Source organism: Candidatus Magnetobacterium casense (assembly GCF_000714715.1).
Taxonomy (GTDB): Bacteria; Nitrospirota; Thermodesulfovibrionia; order Thermodesulfovibrionales; family Magnetobacteriaceae; genus Magnetobacterium; species Magnetobacterium casense.
The window spans coordinates 79,951-98,229 of record NZ_JMFO01000010.1; the positions used below are offsets into that span (position 1 = coordinate 79,951).

Annotated in this window: 13 protein-coding genes and 1 pseudogene; 12 read left to right on the forward strand and 2 right to left on the reverse strand. The window is 49.2% G+C overall.

The window, feature by feature from the left end; translation table 11 throughout:
• Positions 1-76: 76 nt before the first annotated feature.
• On the reverse strand, positions 77-2,062 hold the full coding sequence (locus Mcas_RS07525) for a tetratricopeptide repeat protein (protein WP_052566993.1): 1,986 nt from the start codon (positions 2,060-2,062) through the stop codon (positions 77-79).
• Positions 2,063-2,557: 495 nt separating this feature from the next.
• Here Mcas_RS07525 and Mcas_RS07530 point away from each other — a divergent pair, with 495 nt between their 5' ends.
• The 5 genes from Mcas_RS07530 to Mcas_RS07555 all read left to right on the forward strand — a co-directional run bounded on the left by Mcas_RS07530 (position 2,558) and on the right by Mcas_RS07555 (position 11,709).
• A complete protein-coding gene (locus Mcas_RS07530) occupies positions 2,558-4,516 on the forward strand; it encodes an aconitate hydratase (protein ID WP_040334896.1) in 1,959 nt (652 codons plus the stop codon).
• A 278-nt stretch (positions 4,517-4,794) separates the two neighbouring features.
• Positions 4,795-6,543 (forward strand): leucyl aminopeptidase, encoded by a 1,749-nt coding sequence (locus tag Mcas_RS07535; protein WP_052566994.1) that lies wholly within the window; start codon positions 4,795-4,797, stop codon positions 6,541-6,543.
• A gap of 130 nt (positions 6,544-6,673) precedes the next feature.
• Entirely contained in the window at positions 6,674-6,940 is a 267-nt protein-coding gene (locus Mcas_RS07540) for a UPF0175 family protein (protein WP_040334897.1), read from the forward strand.
• A 260-nt stretch (positions 6,941-7,200) separates the two neighbouring features.
• Entirely contained in the window at positions 7,201-10,509 is a 3,309-nt protein-coding gene (locus Mcas_RS07545; RefSeq protein WP_040334898.1) for an FG-GAP repeat domain-containing protein, read from the forward strand.
• A 363-nt stretch (positions 10,510-10,872) separates the two neighbouring features.
• Positions 10,873-11,709, forward strand: coding sequence for an RpnC/YadD family protein (locus Mcas_RS07555; RefSeq protein WP_040334900.1), 837 nt, complete (start codon positions 10,873-10,875; stop codon positions 11,707-11,709).
• Between the two features lie 298 nt (positions 11,710-12,007).
• Here Mcas_RS07555 and Mcas_RS18475 read toward each other — a convergent pair whose 3' ends face one another.
• Positions 12,008-12,217 (reverse strand): hypothetical protein, encoded by a 210-nt coding sequence (locus tag Mcas_RS18475; RefSeq protein ID WP_162176277.1) that lies wholly within the window; start codon positions 12,215-12,217, stop codon positions 12,008-12,010.
• A gap of 445 nt (positions 12,218-12,662) precedes the next feature.
• On the opposite strand from Mcas_RS18475, the gene Mcas_RS18480 reads away from it, so the two are divergent.
• The 7 genes and pseudogenes from Mcas_RS18480 to Mcas_RS18795 all read left to right on the forward strand — a co-directional run.
• Positions 12,663-13,061, forward strand: coding sequence for a tail fiber domain-containing protein (locus tag Mcas_RS18480; protein WP_162176278.1), 399 nt, complete (start codon positions 12,663-12,665; stop codon positions 13,059-13,061).
• A gap of 18 nt (positions 13,062-13,079) precedes the next feature.
• Positions 13,080-14,342, forward strand: a complete 1,263-nt coding sequence (locus tag Mcas_RS17515) for an FG-GAP-like repeat-containing protein (protein WP_156033246.1) — start codon at positions 13,080-13,082, stop codon at positions 14,340-14,342.
• Positions 14,343-14,585: 243 nt separating this feature from the next.
• Positions 14,586-14,927: a hypothetical protein gene (locus tag Mcas_RS07570; protein ID WP_040334903.1), complete on the forward strand. Its 342-nt coding sequence runs from the start codon at positions 14,586-14,588 to the stop codon at positions 14,925-14,927.
• Positions 14,928-15,074: 147 nt separating this feature from the next.
• Positions 15,075-16,370, forward strand: a complete 1,296-nt coding sequence (purB, locus tag Mcas_RS07575; protein WP_040334904.1) for an adenylosuccinate lyase — start codon at positions 15,075-15,077, stop codon at positions 16,368-16,370.
• A gap of 66 nt (positions 16,371-16,436) precedes the next feature.
• Positions 16,437-17,174, forward strand: a complete 738-nt coding sequence (locus Mcas_RS07580; RefSeq protein WP_040334905.1) for a HesA/MoeB/ThiF family protein — start codon at positions 16,437-16,439, stop codon at positions 17,172-17,174.
• A gap of 32 nt (positions 17,175-17,206) precedes the next feature.
• Positions 17,207-17,704, forward strand: a complete 498-nt coding sequence (locus Mcas_RS07585; RefSeq protein ID WP_040334906.1) for a PilZ domain-containing protein — start codon at positions 17,207-17,209, stop codon at positions 17,702-17,704.
• A 312-nt stretch (positions 17,705-18,016) separates the two neighbouring features.
• Positions 18,017-18,279: pseudogene (locus tag Mcas_RS18795) on the forward strand (hypothetical protein); the annotation flags it as partial.

Genomic DNA, 18,279 nt, shown 5'->3' on the forward strand with positions numbered 1-18,279 from the left:
GTCTTATTCTTAGATATAGTATAGCATCACAGGATTTTTTACGGCAAGAAAGTTTTGTATCTCCGTCATTAGTTTCTTATTTCTTTTTTTTCAGATTTTGCAGGAACAGGTCGAGGTTTTTCTGTGCATCGGGATGGGCCGGATTCAATCTGATAGCTGTTTTGTATTCCCTGATAGCCTCATCTGCATTGCCCCTGACGGAGTATAGTACGCCAAGATTGTTGTGAGTGTTGGCGTGGTCGGGGTTGAGCCTCAGTGTCTGCTGATACTGCCTGAGCGCTTCGTCAAGATGCCCCTGCTTGTGGTAGATCACACCGAGATTATAGTACGCCTCCGTGAAGGAAGGCTTGAGTCTGATGGCAGTCTGATACTCTCTGATGGCGTCGTCAAATCGCCCCTGGTCGTGATAAAAGTCGCCGAGATTCTTATGGGCATCCGGAAAATCGGGATTTATCTTCAAGGCTGCCTGATACAGCCTGATAGACTCATCCAGATTGCCCTGCTTTTCGTAGACGTTTCCCAGGTTGAGGTATGCGTCAAGGTCGTCAGGGTTGAGTTTCAGGGCGATTTCGTACTGCCTGATGGCGTCGTCAATGCGTCCCTGGTCGTAGTAATCGGCCCCGAGGTTGTTGTGCGGACGAACTTTGCGAGGGCTTTTGCGGACGATATCCTCCCAGAGTGTTACGCTGCTTTGCCAGGTGTTGTTTCTGGCGTATGTCGCTGCTGACAGCGCCAGTGCGATCAAGACCGCAACGGGGACTATGAGCTTCCGTTGCCCCCCTTGCAGTTTGTTTGCCATATACACGGACAACAGGACAAGAATAAATCCCACCGATGGCAGATATACCCTGTGTTCAAAGATGACATCTGCTATGGGGATTATGCTGGATTCTACCGACAGGGTAACAAAAAACCAGAGTATCCCAAAGGAGGCCGGTCTCAACCAGCGCCTGTCCCCTCTGTCAGCCCTGTTTGACAGCAAATGCAGCCACACCCCAATCCCAGCAAGAGATATTATGAACAAGAGTGAAAGAATCACCTCCGCCCTGAACAGGGTAGTGTATACAGGATAATCGTAATCGAGGTTTTGGTGTACGGGTAACAGCAGCAGCCTGACATAGGTCGTTATCACCCTGAACTGTGTAAAGAGGTAGTCCCATCGTGATATGTCCTGCGCACTTGCCAGTTGCATTGACTCCTGCATCTTGTCTGCGTCAAGTACGGAGCCGCCGTGTTGTATCAGAGAGACGGGGATGATGATCATCGTCAGGAGAAACGGCAGTAATAGGGAGGCTCTTTTTTTGAGGCTGCCCTCGAGGAACATAAATTCATATGCGACTATCATCACGGGCAGGGTAAAGGCAATCTCCTTTGTCTTCATGGCGCACACTGCACAGATAAGGGCGACGCCGTAGAGGGCATACATGTGGTTTGCTTTAGCGGCAAGTCGTGCCCTTATGTAGAACACGACAGAGAGCAGGTAGAAGAGCGTTGCCAGCGATGCAAACCGCTGAATGATATATGTAACGGCCTGTGTTTGGATCGGATGGGCAACAAACAATATCCCGCCCATGAGCGCCAGGAGGTCAACCGGACAATCCCGTGGATAATCACCGGCAGGGGTGTTTCGTGCAAAGAACGGGGTCTGGGTGGTGAGCACTATCAGGTAATACACGGAGATGGCGTTAATGAGGTGAATGAGGAGATTGAATGCGTGATAGCCTATGGTGTTGAGGCCGTGCAGTTTGTAGTTTAGCGCAAACGTGAAGTATCCCATCCACCTTGAATAGAAGAAGTCCTTGACGTTATAGATCACGGGGATGTCCCTCACCATGGATTTATCCGTAAAGTAGCGGAGGTCTTTGATCAGTGGGTTTTCGGATATGTTGGGGATGTCGTCAAATATAAACTGGCTTGTCAGGGTGTTTGAGTAGACAGCTATGCCGATGAGCAGGATTAGGGCAATATGCACAATTGGTTTGTGCAAGGGGTGGGTGGGTGTTATTGCCACCCTGGGTGTTTGTTGTTGCGTGGTGATTTTCCTGTCTTGTTTCTTCTTCATTTAAGCAAGGATATTTCAGACTTGTATAGAGTCATTTTAATCCAAAGATTTTGTATCTGTCAATACCTTCGCCATTAAGCAGCTTTAGAGCCTAAGCATAAACTCAAATTTTTACTTCCGTTATAAGAATAACTTGACAATGTCATATTCCAATCTCTGCAATTAAAGATGTCTGAACCACGATTTAACGGATTAAGAGATTATCAGGATTTAGGTTAAAGAAAACAGTATATTTTTTCCTGTAAATCCTCTAATCTGTGTAATCTTGGTCCAGACAATCCCCATCTTAAATATGACATTGTCAAAATAGAAACGGCAAAGGAGTTAGGACGTTCTATACCAAAGCCCAATGGACGACTTATGTTTGCGTAGGTTATGCAGTTCAACGCAAATGTGTTTACTTAAGTCTGGCGAAACTTTTAGAAGATTTGGTAAACTTAAGTTTGAAGAAGATGCTGAGTTCATAGACAATTAAGATTTCTTGGGAGGTTTTTGTTGGCGTTTAACATTGTACAGAAGATATTCAATGCACACCTGGTTTACGGACAGGTGAGCAAGGGGTCAACCGTTGGGCTGCGGGTTGATGAGGTCTATACGCAGGATGCCACGGGGACGATGGCGTGGTTGCAGTTTGAGGCGATGGGTGTGGACAGGGTCAAGGTGCCAGTGGCGGTATCCTACGTGGACCACAACATGATACAGTCCAACTACATGAACGCCGACGATCATGCGTTTCTGCAGAGCGTTGCGGCCAGATATGGGGCATGGTTCTCCAGGCCCGGCAACGGTATATGTCACCAGGTCAACCTTGAGCGTTTTGCCACCCCCGGCAAGATCGTCCTGGGTACGGACAGTCACACGCCCACCAACGGCGGGGCCGGGATGATTGCCATTGGCGTGGGTGGACTGGATGCGGCTACCGTGATGGCGGGTGCCCCCTATGAGCTAACCATGCCCGCCGTGATGCTCGTGCGCCTCAGCGGATGGCTCCAGCGACCGTGGGTCACGGCAATGGACGTCATACTTGAGATACTGCGCAGGTTGACGGTCAAGGGGGGTGTTGGGCGTATTCTCGAATATGGCGGAGAGGGGGTCGGCGACCTTAGCGTTACGGAGAGGGCAACGATCACCAACATGGGTGCCGAGTTGGGCGCTACGACCTCCATATTCCCAAGCGATCAACAGACGCTCCAGTTTCTGAGGGCACAGGGCAGGGCCAATGATTGGGTGGCACTTGAGGCCGACGATGGCGCCAATTACGACGAAGTGCTGGACATCAACCTGAGTGAGATCGAACCACTGGTGGCACAGCCACACAGTCCGGACAACGTTGTGCCGGTGCGGAAGATTGCGGGGACAAAGGTCAATCAGGTGTGCATCGGCAGTTGCACGAACTCCTCCTACCAGGCCCTGGCAACGGTGGCGGGATTGTTGAGGGGCAGGGTGGTGGCCGAAAACGTCAATCTGCTTATCAATCCCGGCTCCAAGCGCGTGTATGAGATGTTGGCACGGGATGGCACGTTGGCGGTTATGATTGGGGCCGGGGCACGCATCCTGGAGTCTTCGTGCGGGCCGTGCATCGGGATGGGTGGGGCACCGGGAAGTGCTCACGTATCGGTGCGGAGCTTTAATCGCAATTTTGAGGGGCGTTCAGGTACCAAGGATGCCAATGTGTACTTGGCCGGTGTGGTTGTCTGTGCGCTTAGTGCCCTGCATGGGCAGTTTGTAGACCCAAGGGATGCCGGGTTGGAGCCTCAGAGGATCGTCGAACCCACAGATGCGGCAGATGGGGAGTCGCTCCACAACATGTTGATCGCCCCATTGGAGGACGACAAACGTACCTCAGTCAAGGTCGAAAAGGGTCCAAATATAAAAGAGGTGCCAGTAAAGTCTCCCATCGGTGATGAGATCAACGCCGAGGTGCTCATCAAACTCGGCAACAACGTCACCACCGATGACATCATGCCCGCCGGTGCAAAGGTGTTGCCGTTTCGGTCAAATATTCCGGCCATTTCGGACTTCGTCTTTACCAACATCGATGCCGGCTTTGCAAGACGGGCAAACGAGGCTAAAGGCAAGGGTGGCGGTATCATCGTCGGGGCAGAAAACTACGGACAGGGTTCATCGAGGGAGCACGCAGCCCTTGCGCCAATGTTCCTGGGGATACAGGCGGTGATTGCCGTGTCCTTTGCACGCATCCACAGGGCAAACCTCATAAACTTTGGCATCCTGCCTCTGGTGTTTAGCCAATCCTCAGACATTGACCTCATAAGTCAGGGCGACAGGCTGATAATCTGCGACATCAGGCGTTGTTTGGCGGGCAATCAGGTCTTCAGGGTTGGAGAGAGCGCAGGCAAGTACTCCTTTACATGTGCGGCGAACCTCAACGAGCGTGAGGCAAAGGTCATCCTCCAGGGAGGTCTGTTGCCATACACCCGCAGTGTTACGGGATAGGAGACAGTAAATAGAATACAAAAAAGAAAGAAAGGGGCGGCTCCGCTTCTTTTTCGCTCCAGGACGCTCCTGGCCCCTTCAGAACCCCCCGCAAGGGGAGGGGTGAGCCACCCCGGGCACGAAGAAGTCCCCTTGACCCCGTAAAAATGCCACGTTTGTTGTATTTAACCCAATCGAAACGTGCTATATAAAAAAACTACGCTTGAAAGAATATGAAACAAAATGCTACCTTATAGCTAAACATGACAAGCACATATATATATTGAGGAGATTCAGAGATGGAGATCAAGATAAGTGGAGAATCGGAGGATTCCGTAAGGGCCGAAGTATTGGTTCTGCCTTTTTTTGAGGGCGACAGGACTGATTTCTATGCCGGTATAGACGAAAGGACAGGCGGTTTGATAAAGAGGGTGTTTGATACCAGGGCCTTTAGCGGCAAACACGGCCAAACTACCCTGCTGTACGTAAATAACATCAACACTCAGTGCCTGCTCCTGGTGGGATTGGGCAAATTGTCGGAGCTATCGCAGGACAAACTCAGACGCAGCGGAGGCAAGGCGTTTTCCGCCCTCAAGGGTAAGGGGTTTTCCTCCGTGACGGTAGCCACGTCTGTTTTGAAGACCGATGGGGTTGCCCTGGATGCCCACTTCAGAGCGGCGCATTACTTTTTAGAGGGAGCGCTCCTGAGTCAGTACCAGTTTAAGAGATACAAGACCCCAACCGATGACGACGCCAATGACAGGGAGATCGTGGAAGTGGTTGTCCTGGCTTCCCCCGATGACGTCTCAGTGCAGTGGCTGGAGGTGGTTGTCAGTGCGGTGGGTTTTGCCAAGGACCTCACCAACACACCGGCAAACGACATGACCCCAACGCAGCTCAGTAATGCGGCCCTGGCACTGAGGTCTGAGGACGTCACGGTAAAGGTACTCGAACTTAGTGAGATCGAACAGGAGGGGATGGGGTCGTACCTGGCCGTTGCCAGGGGATCAGCGGAACCGCCAAAGTTCATTATCCTTGAATATCTCAGAGGCACAGGAGAGCCTGTTGCCATTGTGGGGAAGTCGGTCACCTTTGACAGCGGCGGATTGTCCCTGAAGCCGGCAGATGGCATGGAGCAGATGAAGTACGACATGGCCGGAGGGGCGGCAACGCTGGGCATAATCAAGGGTGCAGCCCGGTATAAGTTGCCCGTTAATATTGTAGTCGTGTTGCCGGCAACGGAAAACATGCCCGGAGGCAAGGCCACAAGACCCGGCGATGTCGTAAAGGCCATTACCGGCAAAACCATAGAGATACTCAACACCGATGCAGAGGGACGTCTTGCCCTGGCAGATGCCCTCGGATACGTGATTAAGCACTACAAGCCCAAGGAGGTCATCGATATGGCCACGCTCACGGGTGCATGTTCTGTGGCATTTGGTAACGAGGCCATTGCCATGATGGGCAACAATGACGACCTTATGGGCAGACTAAAGAAGGCCTCTGCCGAAACCTACGAGCGTGTATGGCAGATGCCCCTGTACGAGGAGTACAAGGAGTATCTCAAGAGCGACACGGCGGATATCAAAAACATAGGCGGCAGAGAAGGAGGTCTCATGACGTCGGCGGCTTTTCTGAAGGAGTTTGTTGGTGACACACCGTGGGTACATCTGGATATAGCGGCCACGGCATGGAACAACAAGGACAAGGACTACGCACCCAAGGGGGCCTCTGGCATTGGGGTGAGGTTGTTGCTGCACTTTTTGAAGATGCTTGTCAGTATATTCATCGTGCTGGGGTGTATGTTTACACCCGTCTTTGCGACGGATACCAAGGACCTTCAGCAGGAGATGCTACAAAACCCTGATATCTTAAACATCGTGATGTCGCTGAAAAATGACCCGGATTTTCAGCAGGTACTAAACGATCCGGAGATTATTCGCGCCATAAACGCCAATGATGTCGCTGCGCTTTCGGCAAACCCCAAGTTCACAAGATTGATGGAGCACCCAAAGGTCAGAGAAATCGAAAGAAAACTGAAGAAGTAAAAAACTACTAACAAGAGATAAAAGGGGGCAAACTACAAAGTCTTACCACGATACCGGGAGCGCATTGAGCAGGAGGGGCACTGACCCCCTCCTGGAGCGTTAAAAAAGAAGGCAAGAGGGGGTTAATAGAATGTTGCATAAGGTTATAAAGGTAGATATTCCAACGGATGTATTTACAGCATTAAACGAGACGGAAGTCGAGATAGAGAACGACCTGAAACTTTTTTCAGCAATCAGATACTACCAGATGGGTAAGTTAACGATTGGAAAGGCAGCAATATTAGTCGGAATCTCACGTTATGAGTTCGAAAGGATACTTGCAGATAACCACATACCGATCTCAAATCTTGAGATAGAAGATATTGAAGGCGATATTCAGAGATTAGGGAAAATATGATGTCTCTTTAACCTCTCTCCCCTTGTGGAAGAGAATGAGGGAGGGGAATACCTAATTTACCCATTCACCTTAAGAAAGAGTCAGAAGATACATATATCGGTATGTGAATTCACACAGACAAGTAACTTTTGTCATACACGTCGCAATCGCATTTGACCGGAAGACAAAAATAAAAGCCTTTGACAATCTGTTGCAAACTATTTGATAATAACCATATAGTGCGAGTAAGGACATGTCTGTTTTTTGTTGCGTTACTGTTGATGTTACCTGGCAGAGTAAATGCTACGGCCAACAGTCAGTGGGTGTTTCCCCCGGAGAGCGGCTCCTGGAATAACGACTTTGGCGACATCTCAACCACCATCCAGTTTGGCGACATAGATGGCGACGGTAGCAATGATATAATCTTTGGTACTACCAAGGGGTATATATTTGCACTCAGACCGGGCGGCAAAAAGTACCGGTTCCTCAAGATCGGCAAATCCGTTAAGGCCAACCCTATCATGATAGACTTCAACAGGGATGGCAATGCCGATATCCTGGCCTTTGGCAGGGATGCCGAATTCAGCGATCCAGCTCAGAAGAGCACGATGGTCATCATATCGGGCAGCGACTTTAGCAAACTGGTCGAGGTTGAACTCGATGGCAGCATTGTCTCCCGCCCTGCCCTGGCCGACTTCAATAACGATGGCAACATCGATATCCTTATCCCGGCAAGGGGACTTTACCTCATAGACGGCTCCATAAGCAAAGGACAAAAGGACGTCAGTCTGCACAACTACAAGGTTGAGGGCATTACCTTTTCTTCGCCAATAGTTGAGGACTGCAATGACGATGGCGTCTACGACTTTATGATCCCCTACACCTACAAGAACAAACCCTACGCAGACGTCTTTCTTTCGGGCACTTCCGACTTTCAGTACGCAAAGTATACCTTTGGTCTCAAGAACGAGCTGCGCGTAATCCCAACCCTCATCAAAGAAACAGACGGAGACATTATCACCTGGCGTATGATAGCGCCATCATTTAACAAAACCATAGACTTCTACGTGATCAAGTGGGACTCAACCGTCCAAGAGCTATCCCTGCAATCGTTAAAGGAGTTCAATGAACACGACTACCGGTTTAACAGTCAACTGCCGGCCCTGATGCTCCCGGGCACTCCCCCTGCCCTTTACCTGCCCCTGCCTGAGAAGAACTCCCTGTGGCAACTCAATGCCTTTAGCGGCGACCTTGTCTCAAAGTCATTAGTGGGCGGCTTGAGCAACAATATGCCCATATATCTCAGAAAGAACGCAGACACCTCACTGACCCCTCTTGTCATCCTCCAGGATGACGATGGCCTGTACCTCCACACCCTCGGCGACAACTCCAGGCAACAGCTTGGTCAACCTGGCGCCACCATGCCCCCCTTGCAGGAGATATATCTGTATCCTCAACATGCAGGCAAAAACCAATACGTCCCGCTGGGCATAACAATCCAGAAACAGGTAAAACATCCAAAGCAGATCGTGTGCGACCCCGATGTGGTACTAAACCTGTCCCTGCTGTATCCCAACATAACCGGATACCTCAACCAGGGGACGTATCCCTCCCAGGAGATGGTCGCCATACTTAAAGAGATGGCAAGCACGCTGGACTGGAGAAACCTCCGCGGCATGGCCAGGATCGCCTCCCTGGTGACCCAACTCTACCCCTCCGACAACGATTTCCAGGGCGTACTGGACAGGTTTAAGAAGGCCGTAAAGGAAGAAAAGTCTCTGTTCTTTCAGATTGTCAGGTTGAAGCAGGATATCAGGAAAAAAGCCGCCAAATACGACTACTCCACACTCATGGACTGGATAATGACTGGCAGGATAGAGGACGAGCTTGCATATATACTCAGAAACGACCCCGATTTCCTGGAAGACAGAAACGTGGCAGGGCTGTATAAGGACATCTATCTGCTCAAGGGGCTGATAGATGCCTTTGTCCCGATCATGACCGGCATAATAGCGTTGTCGTTTTTTGTTTTGTTAATATTTAACTATCAAACATTTATAAAGGCATATTATGTCATATTTTATTATTTTAAGGTAAAGAGGGCGTGGTTGCAGGCTATTGCGCAGCATCCGGAGGCCGAATACTATGTCGAAAGTCTGCTAAATGAAGGGGTTTCCTTAAGGCGGCCATCGCATTTCTTCAACCTCAGACTAAAAACGCTCTTGGCACTGCTCATCTGCAGGGATGACTTTCTGTGGCATAAGGTGTTACTGTTGCTGGAGGACAGGGTGATACTCAACCGTGTCTTTAACGAGGAAGACAGCAGGGGGTTTTATCGTTACCTGCTGTATCAGTACAAGCGGTTGTTTTATAAGAAGCTGCGCAGAGAGTCCTTTATTGGCTGGGTGTTGTTCCAGCTCAGACACTTCACAAAGCGCGATTACTACGAGTACACGACAACCAATCAGGCCATTGTTACCATCAAGTCCGAGCTGGCACTGAAGTTTCTCAAGCTCAACGACTACAGACCGGCATTTAACTATCTGCACAGGCAAATACTTGCCGCTAACAAGGATGTCCCTAATCCCGGATTTACGAGATTTCTGAGTCAACTGGCCGACTACAAGATAGAGAGTTATTTTTACAAGTACGAAAAACACTTCTTTAAGAGGATACGCACCCTTGAGGAACAGGTCAGGATACTGACCTTCTACAAACGTCAACGACTCATCCCCCGCGTGGAGGTCATTGTCAACAATATGCTGAAGAAGGCGCTTGTACATGCCGGATTCCCCAGGCACGTGGCCAACGACTACATCCCGATAGCGCCGATAAGAGACCACGGCCTGTTTTTGACCATAATGGCCTACAGCCACATGCGACGTTGCCAAGTGGTGCTGCGTTGTATCCCCCACAGGTACAAGCACATAGACCTGACCTCGGATGCCAGGATAAGGAGCCTTTCAGGGAATTTTACCCCCATAGTCAACGTCCACCGCAACCTGCGCTGGAGTGTCCAGGTCGAGACCTACATTGCTGCCACCCCGTTAAAGAGGATGTTGGGCAATCTGCCGTTAAACGTCATACAAGGGGTATTGCTGAGTCTGGCCACACTTGTAAGGCGTCATTCTCCGTTGTGGTTTATCCCCAACCTACATCCCTCTAATCTGTTCTGGGATGGCGAGTCGGTCTACCTCTCCTGCACGGGCATATCAAAGCTGTCGATGGACAAGGACATAGTAATGCTTCACAGGAAGCTCCACAAGTTTTTAAGCCATAACGTCTTTATGACGCCCGAATTTCGCCGCGTACCAAATCCGCAGAAGGTCTTATCCGACGGCTTTCAGATAGAAAAAACGGTTGTCTATCTGCTTGGCACCCTTGCCTTGTGGCTGCTTGAGGGACGGCTTTTGACCTTGCAGGGGGACAGGCCCTTAGAGGAGCTTGAGTCTCTGAAGAGGTACAACGGTTCATACGAGCTGGTGAAACGCTGTATGTTGCCCTCCACCGAACGGGCCACACTCAAGGAGTTCACCGACATGGTGCTGTCCCTGCACGATAAACATGCCCTCAAATGGGAAAAAGAATAACTACACAGGGTTTTTTATATAAATACCAAACTTTTTCTTGCTGTAAAAAATCCTGTGATGATTATGTATAGCACGGTTCAAAAAAAAGAAAGGGACGGCTCCGCTTCTTTTTCGCTCCAGGGGGTGAGGCACCCCTGCCATAAAAGTCGCACCTGGCCCCTTCAGAACCCCCTGCAAGGGGAGGGGCGAGGCGCAATCTTGTCGCAGCGGGTCGCACCCGCCCCGGGCACGAAGAAGTCCCCTTGACCCCATAGGGCTTAACCTTCTATCATCACAGAAATATTTACAGTAACAAATAAATTCACCGTGTGTGCAAAAATTAACTGTTGACATGGATACTCCTTTGGTATTATCATAATAGTCATGCACCAGAAGTATGATATAGTCTTGAAGGATATCGTTAAAGATGCGCCGCGGAGGTTTCTGAAGCTGCTGACGGGGTATGATACGGGCAAATTCATAGATATCCAGTTCCCCGATATTCAGATAAGGGAGGTCGATATCTTGATTGAGCTGCCTGATAGCAATATAGCCCACATTGAGATGCAATCGTCAAACGATAGCGATATGTTGGGGCGTATGTATCTCTATTCCGGGTTCATATACAACCAGTACAAGAAGTTACCGTTACAGATTGTCTTGTATATCGGTAATAAGCCGTTAAACATGAAAAGCAGTATGAAGTTTAAACGAATAAAGTATTCCTACGAATTGATAGACGCCCGTACTCTTGACGGCAACCAACTCATTGACAGTGATGACCCTGATGATATCATATTGGCTATTCTGTGCAGGTTCGACGATGCCGATGTTACGATAAAGAGGATTCTTGCTAAACTCTACCGGTTACAACCCAGAAAAAGGGAGAATTATATAAGGAAATTTCTATATCTTGCCGGATTAAGAAATCTGGCCGCCAAGGTAAAACAGGAGGTACTGAACATGCCGATAACAATTGATTTGGATGAATACGAGTTCTTTAAGGATATATTTACAAAGGGCGAACTCAAAGGCAGACAGGAAGGCGAACTCAAAGGGATAGAAGGGATGCTTGAAATCAAGTATGGTCCGGAGGGACTGGAGCTTATGGATATGCTCAGGGGCATTGATAAGGTCGATAAACTTGATGAATTCAGGGCGCTTATCAAGAGGTCCACGTCAGTAGCCCAGTTGAGATTGTACCTGCAGGGTAACGCTTGAGCTTGCCGTTGAACAATGTCTGCCGCAGCTACAGGTTTAAATGAGATTCTGCGATATAGTAAAGAATGTGAAGAAGGAGATTTTTTTATGCGATTGAGAGATTATTTTCAGCCTGATATGCCAGGATATTCCAGTTTTGGCGCATGTCTTGCTCTCTCTCTAGCGCACCTTCAGCAACCTTAAGATTTAAGACCCCTATATTTTTTCTTTTTCACGGTATTTTTGCGTCTAATTGGACTACCACTTATCAACGTCATTGTTGTATCTTGTACGGCCTTTTTCATCAGCGAAGTAGCAATCAAAGGGCGCTCACGCATTTTGCGTGCAAATTAAACACAGTTCGGAGGTACTTTAAGATGAGGTTTAGTAACACAGGTTTAAAGAAAGTAGTTGGGGCTAACGTAGCGCTTGTTGCGTTGCTGTTTCTGACGTTGTCGGCATACGCAGGATCGGTGCCAAACGTGTTCACGTCGGGGACGGTCGCCAAGTCCAGTGAGGTCAATGCCAACTTCACCTACCTGGGGGAGAGGAGTTGGGATAAGTCGGGGAGTAACTTGTTTTATGGTGGTGGGAAAGTTGTCATTGCACCACACACCTATACTGGAAGTATGACCGATAGTTTTCTAACTCTATCAATCCAGGGAAACAAATCAGATGGGTTAGGAATATCGATTTTAAATTCTACAGATGAAGGAGGGATATATTTAGGTGACTTAAACGGCTATTTTCAATATGGTGGAACTGGTCAAGGATTTGTTCCAACTTTAGTGGGAATGGTCCGTTATTCATCTGATTATATGACGATAAGCCCATCGATAAATTACTATGCAAATTCAGGCAGCGTACCAGCATTAATAATAGGACCCGCTGCTGCAGGCTGTACCAGTTATAATGGGTGGTCTTGCGGAACGTCAGTAAATAGGCCGCTTTTGGGGATTGCCAACTATAACTCGATGAAGATTATAGTTGACAAAGACGGTCAACTTGGCATCGGCCAAACGACCCCCGCCTACCCCCTGCACATGGGCAGCGGTGCCTACGTAACCACCGGCGGCGTATGGACAAACGCCTCAAGCCGCGAGTACAAGAAAGACATCCAGAGCCTTACATCCGAAGACGCCATGCTTGCGTTTAACAAACTCGAACCGGTTTCATTCAAGTACAAGGCCGACGACGAACACCACATCGGCTTCGTAGCAGAGGACGTCCCTGATCTGGTAGCCACAAAGGACCGCAAGGGTCTAAGCCCAATGGACATGGTCGCACTGCTTACGAAGATAGTCCAGGAGCAGCAGAAGACTATCGCTGAATTATCGGACAGGGTGAAGTCGCTTGAACATCAAACCAAGTGACATAATGGAGACGACAGGATGAGAAGAATTGTCTTAACACTAATGATAGGGCTGCTGATGGCGTCATCGGTATGGGCGGTCAGTACGTGGGACGGCATGACGTGGGATGTGGGCTATTGGGACGTTTCACCTACAGCAACGTCTACACCGACTCCCACACCAACACCTACTGCAACACCTACTGCAACCCCTACGCCCACACCCACGGTAACTCCCACGCCGACACCTACTCCAACGCCCACTCCTACGGTGACGGCAACACCCACACCAACTCCTGCACCTACTGTAACACCTACGGCAACACCAACGGCAACACCAACGCCTACGCCAACAGTAACTCCAACCCCAACTCCAACGCCCTCACCGACACCAACCCCGGTAACGCTGACGGTCACAAAACAGGGCACCGGTGATGGCACTATAACAACGTCAACTGGCAGCCTCAACTGGAGCGGCAACACCGGTACCGCACTGTATGCGCTTAACACACAGGTGATAGTCACGGCGGTGGCGGATAACGCATCGACCTTTAACGGCTGGACTGGATGCGACGTAACCATCGGCAATCAATGTACGGTGAACATGACGGCAACAAGAAGCATCACCGCCGATTTTACCGGTGCATGCAAGAAGACGAAGAAGGACTTTGACGGCGACGGCAAGAGCGACATCCTATGGCAGAACTCAAATAACGGCGACGTTGCAATCTGGCTGATGAACGGCGCTTCAAAGAAATCCGCGGCCTTCGCGGCCAACGGGGTGCCAAAGAACTGGAAGGTCATAGCGTCGGATGACTTTGACGGCGACGGCAAGACCGACATCCTCTGGCAGAGCAAGGACACCGGCGACGTCTATGTCTGGCTCATGGACGGTGTCAAGATACAGGGAAGCAGCGGCTTTGTGGCCAAGGGGATACCACATCAATGGCAGATCAGGTCAATTGCCGACTACGATGGCGACGGCAAGAGCGATGTACATCTCCAGGACGTCGATACCGGCAAGATATACGTCTGGCTGATGGACGGCATAAAGATCAAGGGTGGAGATTTCGTTAAGCCCAAAGGCGGTGCCGATCAGTCAGCGGGTGTGTCGGTGCGTGGTTCCGGCGCTGATACCTGGAGCGTGAAGTCGGTTGGGGACTACAACGGCGACGGCAAGACCGACATGCTTTGGCAGGACGGTTCAACTGGCGACGTCTACATCTGGTTTATGGACGGCACGACGATTAACTCCGGAGACTATGCCGATCACGGCGTGCCAAGCGACTGGAGCATCTACTAAAAAAGAGTAAAGAAGGGGAGCGGTTTACGGCAGGGGTGCCTCACCCCCTCCGTCCTCCCCTTGACCTCATTATTTTAAACTCAATTATCATGCCTGAAAAAACGGTGTCATTTCAGTATATATATCATCACAGGATTTTTTTACAGCAAGAAAATTTATACACCCACATCTCACAGCACAGTTGTCAATCGGTTACGGAACATGCTACCATAGATGAATAGGGCATAGAAGGAGAATAAGAATATGCAGATGATATTGGAAGCACGTGTTGATCGCTTAGAGAACCTCATGGCGGAGGTAATTGAGCTTCATAGGGATTTGGTGCAAACCAACGAAACCTTTCGTCAAGAGATGAAAGCAATCAAACTCGATGCAGCAGAACGGGAGCAAAAGTTCGAGGAATGGCTTAAAAAGGATAAGGAAGAAAGGGAATTTGTTGCGGATAACACTATTGCATACGCCACCAGAAAGGGTTTACATGTTGTCGCATACAGAGAGTGGGAATACCTGGACATCCTCAATTTCGATGAGATAAACGAAAAGAACCAGTATAACGATACTCCTCTGACCTTAAAAACTCAGTGATCAGTATAGCTAACCTGATTCTTGAGCTACCGTAACAACTTTTTATATCACAAATTCACTGCAATGTATGGTATCATAGATAGTTATATATATTGCGGTTGAAGTGGCAACATTATAAGAGATTAATAAGGATAAGGCTTAATAGAGATGATAGACAGATATGCACGAAAACAGATGAGGCAGTTGTGGGAACTGCCGATGAAGTATCAGAAGTGGCTGGATGTGGAGTTAGCCGTGTGTGAGGCATTTGCGCAGCGGGGCATGATCCCGCCGGGGGATATGAGGGCTATCAGAGAGGGGGCCGGCTTTGATGTGGGCAGAATAGCAGAGATAGAGTTGACGGTCAAGCATGACGTGATAGCGTTTCTGACGTCTGTATCCGAGCACGTTGGGGAGTCCGGGCGCTTTATACACATGGGGCTGACATCGTCGGATATACTGGATACATCGCTGGCCTTACTTATGAGGGATGCCGCCGATATTATCATCAATGACATAGCAGGCCTCCTGCTTGTGCTTAAGGAGCAGGCGTTCAATCACAAGGACACGGTCTGTATTGGCAGATCGCACGGGATACATGCCGAGCCGATGGTGTTTGGGTTGAAGTTTGCCCTGTGGTATGAGGAGATGAGGCGCAATGTCCAAAGAATGCAGGAGGCGCAGAGGGTCATCAGCGTGGGCAAGTTATCGGGTGCGGTTGGGACGTTTTCCTCGATAGAACCGGAGGTTGAGGAGGGCGTGCTTAAGAGGCTCGGTTTGACTCCGGAGCCTGTGGCCACGCAGGTTGTTCAGCGCGACCGCCATGCGCAGTACCTGACGACGTTGGCTATAGTGGCCTCAACGATAGAGAAGATCGCCGTGGAGATACGGCACCTGCAACGGACGGAAGTGCGTGAGGCCGAGGAGCCTTTTAGCGTAGGTCAGAAGGGGTCTTCGGCCATGCCGCACAAGCGAAACCCCATCGGGAGCGAAAACCTCTCCGGACTGGCGCGCGTGGTGCGGGCAAATGCACAGGCAGCCCTTGAAAACGTTGCCCTGTGGCACGAGCGGGACATCAGCCATTCCAGTGTTGAACGCATTATCATCCCCGACAGCACGATCCTGGTAGACTACATGCTTAACCGCCTCAAGGACATCGTCATGGGGCTTGTCGTGTATCCGCAGGCGATGCAAAAAAACCTTGGCAGGACATTGGGCCTGTACAACTCTCAAAAGGTACTCCTGGCGTTGATCGAAAAGGGTCTGAGCAGGGAGACCGCCTATGCCACCGTACAGAGACTTGCTATGCAGGCCTGGCAGGAAGAGGCAGACTTCAGAACCCTCCTTGCAAACGACAATGACATAAAAACGTATCTGACACCTGAGACACTTGACGAGTTGTTTGACGTCAGAGACTACCTCAAACACGTAGATTATATCTACAGCCGGGTGTTTAAACACTGATCAATCGGCATTTGTCATCAATATAACGGCTCTTTTTTTTTGACATATATGTTTCGGAGGAATTTGATGAACCTTTCAGAGGAAGAACTAAAGCGCTATACCAGGCAGATGATGATGTCCAGTTGGGGAGAAGAGACCCAGCAGAGGCTCAAGGCATCAACGGTCTTTGTGGCCGGTGCGGGGGGATTGGGTAGCCCGGTTGCCATCTTTCTGGCCGTTGCCGGTATAGGCACAATAAGAATATGTGACTTTGACAGCCCCGACTGGTCAAACCTTAACCGACAAATACTGCACGACCACACGAGGTTTGGATTAAACAAGGCGCTCTCTGCCAAAAAATCCCTTGCCACCCTCAACCCCGACGTCGAAGTAGCCGCCTTTACACAGAAGATAGACCAGGACAGTGTGAATACCCTCGTGGGTAATGCCGATATCATCGTAGATTGCATGGACAACTTTCAGACCAGATACATATTAAACGAGTGCGCAATGACAAAGGGCATCCCCCTTGTCTATGGCAGCATCTGGGGAATGGATGGCAGATTATCCTTTATCCACGTACCACAGACACCGTGTCTGCGGTGCATGTTCCCTGAGCCGCCACCACCGGAGACCTTTCCCGTGTTGGGAACTACCCCGGGTGTTATAGGGTCGTTGCAGGCGCTGGAGGCCATCAAGTTCCTTACGGGGATTGGCCAAAACCTCAAGAACAAGCTCCTGGTCTGGGACGGCGCTAACGTTGAGTTCAGGACTTTTAAGACACGTAAAGACCCTCAGTGTCCTACCTGTAGTGGTACCGTGTAGGATGTTTTTTTAATGGAGCTGCTTATTAAGACATGAACTCTATAGTTGTATATCCGGCATGTGTTATGTCGGTGGTGTGCCCTGACTGTGGCTTTGCCGGAAACGTAAAAAGTGAGAATCCACCCGAAAAAAACTTTAAGCTCAACTGTCCCAAGTGTAAGGAAACCTTTCTGGTTAAGTTGAACCACCGGCAGTTTTACCGTATCAAGCTAAACAGACCTGTTGCTTATTCCATTGATGATATCCATGACCCCTTTGCAAGAAATGCCAAATCGGGTAAGATTCTCGACATATCACGTACCGGTATAAGAATCGAAGGTAAGATGCGAAGCTATTCTAAAAACTACGAAAAAGAAGGAGCCATCCTGACATTGCTCTTTAACCTGCCGCCCAATAAAACTCTCCTAAAGGTCAAAGGCGAAATAAAAAGGCTCATTATCGTCGATGATAATAACTTCTCAATGGGTGTAGCCTTCATAAACCTGGATGTCCAGACAGACCTAGCCATAGGTACCTTTCTGATGCCCTGAATGCCTGTTTTCCAGCACGATAAATTTGTTCTCATTCTCAGACGCTAAAAAAAGGAAGAAGTAGGGCGGTTTACGGCAGGGGCGGGTGCGACCCGCTGCGGGAAAATCGTGCCTCACCCCCTCCGCCCCTTTCTTTCTTGTATCGGAAGTTCCAGAAATACATGCGGGAATTTTTTGTAGATTAGCCATACATGAGATTATATAGTATTTACAAGCATGATTGTTTGTGCGAATATACATAAAAAATATGCTTGACATTTATTTAATAATATGGTATTATGAAAATATATGTTTGTGCGTATATACAGAAAGGTGGTTAAGGGCAAGGTCTATAAGACTGCTTATCTCGCAGAAGGTAAGAGGATCGGCAAAAAGATTGTCGTTACACACTTGTTAAATATTTCTCATTTGCCAGAGGAACAAATTCAGTCTTTGAATATTGCACTGAAAGCCCACAAAGCAGGTAAACAGATAGTATCAGTTGACTCATTACAATCCCAACATTATGCCAAAATATCTCATAGCAGGCAAGTTGGTGCACTTTATGTATTTTACCAATTAGCTAAACAAATTGG